This is a genomic window from Bradyrhizobium sp. (assembly GCF_019242285.1).
Classification (GTDB): domain Bacteria; phylum Pseudomonadota; class Alphaproteobacteria; order Rhizobiales; family Xanthobacteraceae; genus Bradyrhizobium.
The window spans coordinates 1-2,557 of record NZ_JAFAVV010000530.1 but is presented as its reverse complement, the minus strand read 5'-3'; the positions used below and the strand labels follow the sequence as shown (position 1 = coordinate 2,557).

3 protein-coding genes are annotated in these 2,557 nt (G+C 66.9%); all 3 read left to right on the top strand.

Features of this window, described 5'->3' with window-relative positions:
- Window positions 1-1,272 (top strand): xanthine dehydrogenase family protein (locus JOY90_RS21075; protein ID WP_291693038.1); only part of this gene is annotated, 1,272 nt, incomplete at its 5' end.
- Between the two features lie 2 nt (window positions 1,273-1,274).
- Window positions 1,275-2,297 carry a molybdopterin cofactor-binding domain-containing protein gene (locus JOY90_RS21070; protein WP_291693037.1) on the top strand — a complete coding sequence of 341 codons (1,023 nt, stop codon included), beginning with the start codon at window positions 1,275-1,277 and terminating at the stop codon, window positions 2,295-2,297.
- A gap of 9 nt (window positions 2,298-2,306) precedes the next feature.
- Window positions 2,307-2,557: AAA family ATPase (locus JOY90_RS21065; protein WP_291693036.1), on the top strand; the 251-nt coding region annotated here is incomplete at its 3' end.

Below are 2,557 nucleotides of genomic sequence, written 5' to 3'. Positions count from 1 at the left end.
TCGCTCGCGGTCGACAAGGTCCGCTACAAGGGCGAGCCGATCGTCGCGATCGTTGCCGACAGCCCGCGCGCTGCCGACGAGGCGATGGCCAAGGTGCGGATCGACTATGAGCCGCTGCCGGCGGTGTTCGATGTCGAGGAGGCGTTGAAGCCGGGCGCGCCCGTGGTGAATGAGACCTATCCGAAGAACACTTTTGTCTATCACGACATCTATGATCACCAGAAGCTCCGCTTCGGCGACGTCGAGCGCGGCTTCGCCGAGGCCGATCACGTGCTGGAGCAGCGCTACCAGATGTCGCCCATCGAGCACGCACCGACCGAGACCAACGGCTCGATCGCCGCGCCCGACACCAACGGCCGCTATGTCGTCTATACCTCGACGCAGGCGCTGTTCTTCTCGCTCGATACCTGCGCGAAGATCCTCGACGTGCCCTCCAACACTTTCCATTTCATCGGCGGCACGGTCGGCGGCGGTTTCGGCGGCAAGGTCGACACGCTCACCGAGCCGCTCGCCATTCTCGGCGCGATGCTGACCGGCCGGCCGGTGCGCTACGTGCTTGGTCGCGAGGAGGAGATGCAATACGGGCCGCCGCGCGGCGCCGAGCGCATCTATATCAAGGATGGCGTCAAGCGCGACGGCCGCGTCATCGCACGCAGGATAAGAGCCTATTTCGACAGCGGCGCCTATACGCGATTGTCGAGCTATGCGGTGGTCAAGTGCGCCGCGCACCTGCCGGGGCCTTACACGATTCCGAATGTCTACGGCGATATCTATTGCGTGTTCACCAACCGCACGCCGGCCACCGCGATGCGCGGCTTTGGCGTCACCGGCATGGATTTCGCGATCGAATGCCAGATGGACAAGCTCGCGCATCTGGTCGGCATGGACCCGATGGAATTTCGCATCCTGAACGCCTATCGCGACGGCGATATGAAGGCGCACCGGCGCGAAGCCAAGAACACCGCACTGATCGAGTGCGTGCAGGTCGCGGCGGAGAAGGCGAAATGGCCGATCCGGGAGGAGTTTCGCCGCATGTCGTCGCGCAAAGACGGCGGTGGCGATCGTGCGGTCGTGCCGTCGACCCCGCGCGAGCGTGAGCCGGCGGGTCGGCGTCCCGAGCCAGCACAGAGCCGTACCAGCTATGACCGCGGCATTCCGATGCCCGCGGCAAGCCAGCCGCATGTGCCGCCGCTGCCACCCGCGCCGATGCAGCCGGCGCCCGCACATGGCGCGACCCGCTTCTCCTCCGTCTTCGGCAACAGGAGGCGCTGACCATGGCACGGCATCGCGGGCGCGGCATTGCGTCGATCAACTATCCCATCGGCATGAATCTCGGCGGTGACCCCAGCCAGGCCCTGGTGCATTCCAACCCGAGCGGCAAGTTCACCGTGGCGCTGTCGTCGATCGATCTCGGCCAGGGCATGAAGTCGGTGACGCGGCAGATCTGCGCCGAGACGCTCGGCGTGCCGGTCGAAGACGTCTATGTCGACACCGCCGATTCCGACACCGGCCCGCATTGCATGGGCTCGTTCGCCTCGCGCGGCACCCATCGCGTCGGCAACGCGGTGATGGCGGCGGCGCGGGAGGCGCGCGGCGTGATGATGGAGGCGGCGGCGGAGGAGCTGGAAGTCAACGCCGCCGATCTCGAAACCGACGGGCGCGGCAACATCCATGTCAAGGGTGCGCCGCACCGCTCGATCTCGACCAAGGACGTCGCGATCGCCGCGCAGTTCAAGCAGGGCAAGACCATCTCGGGCCGCGGAATTTTCCTGGTGCCGTTGTCCGACGTCAATCCCGAGACCGGCGAGATGACGCCGGCCACCTGCTATGCGCATGCCTGCATGGTCGCCGAAGTCGAGGTCGACGACGAGACCGGCGACGTCTCGATGGTGCGGATGGACTCGGCCTATGAGCTCGGCCGCGCGCTCAACCCGCGTCTGGTCGAGCAGCAGCTCGTCGGCGGCGCCTGGATGGGCGTCAGCCACGTGCTCTATGAGACGCCGGAGCCGTATTATCCAAATCCCGCGCATGGGCCGCGCGATTTCGTCGAATACCTGATGCCGGGCCCCGGTGATATCTGTCCGCATGATATCGCCGTGCTGGAGCGGCCCGCAGCCGACGGCCCATTCGGCGCGAAGGGGCCCGGCGAGATGTGCGCCAACCCGGTGCTGCCGGCGGTTGCGAATGCGATTTTCAACGCGGTCGGCGTCCGCATCGATGAGCTTCCGATCACGCCGGAGAAGGTGCTGCGCGCGATCAAGGCCCAGGGCGGCGCCCGGCCGCAGCCGCGGAAGTAGGAACGCTGCATGGCGGTGCGCGGCACCATCGTTGGCATCGATAGTCCGGAGGCTCTGGAGAAGGCGCTGCGCTCGGCCTATTACCTCGCTGACGAAGGGCTGGCGACGGCAGCCTATCTTTCGCTCGCGCTCGGCAAGCCGCTGCTGCTGGAGGGCGCGCCGGGCGTCGGCAAGACCGAGGCGGCGAAGGCGATCGCCGCCGTGCTCGGCCGCCGCCTGATCCGCCTGCAATGCTACGAGGGCATCGACGCCTCCGCCGC

Excerpts from the sequence above, each read along its gene's own strand:
- JOY90_RS21070 (WP_291693037.1), top strand. The coding sequence starts at position 1,275 with ATGGCACGGCATCGCGGGCGCGGCATTGCGTCGATCAACTATCCCATC.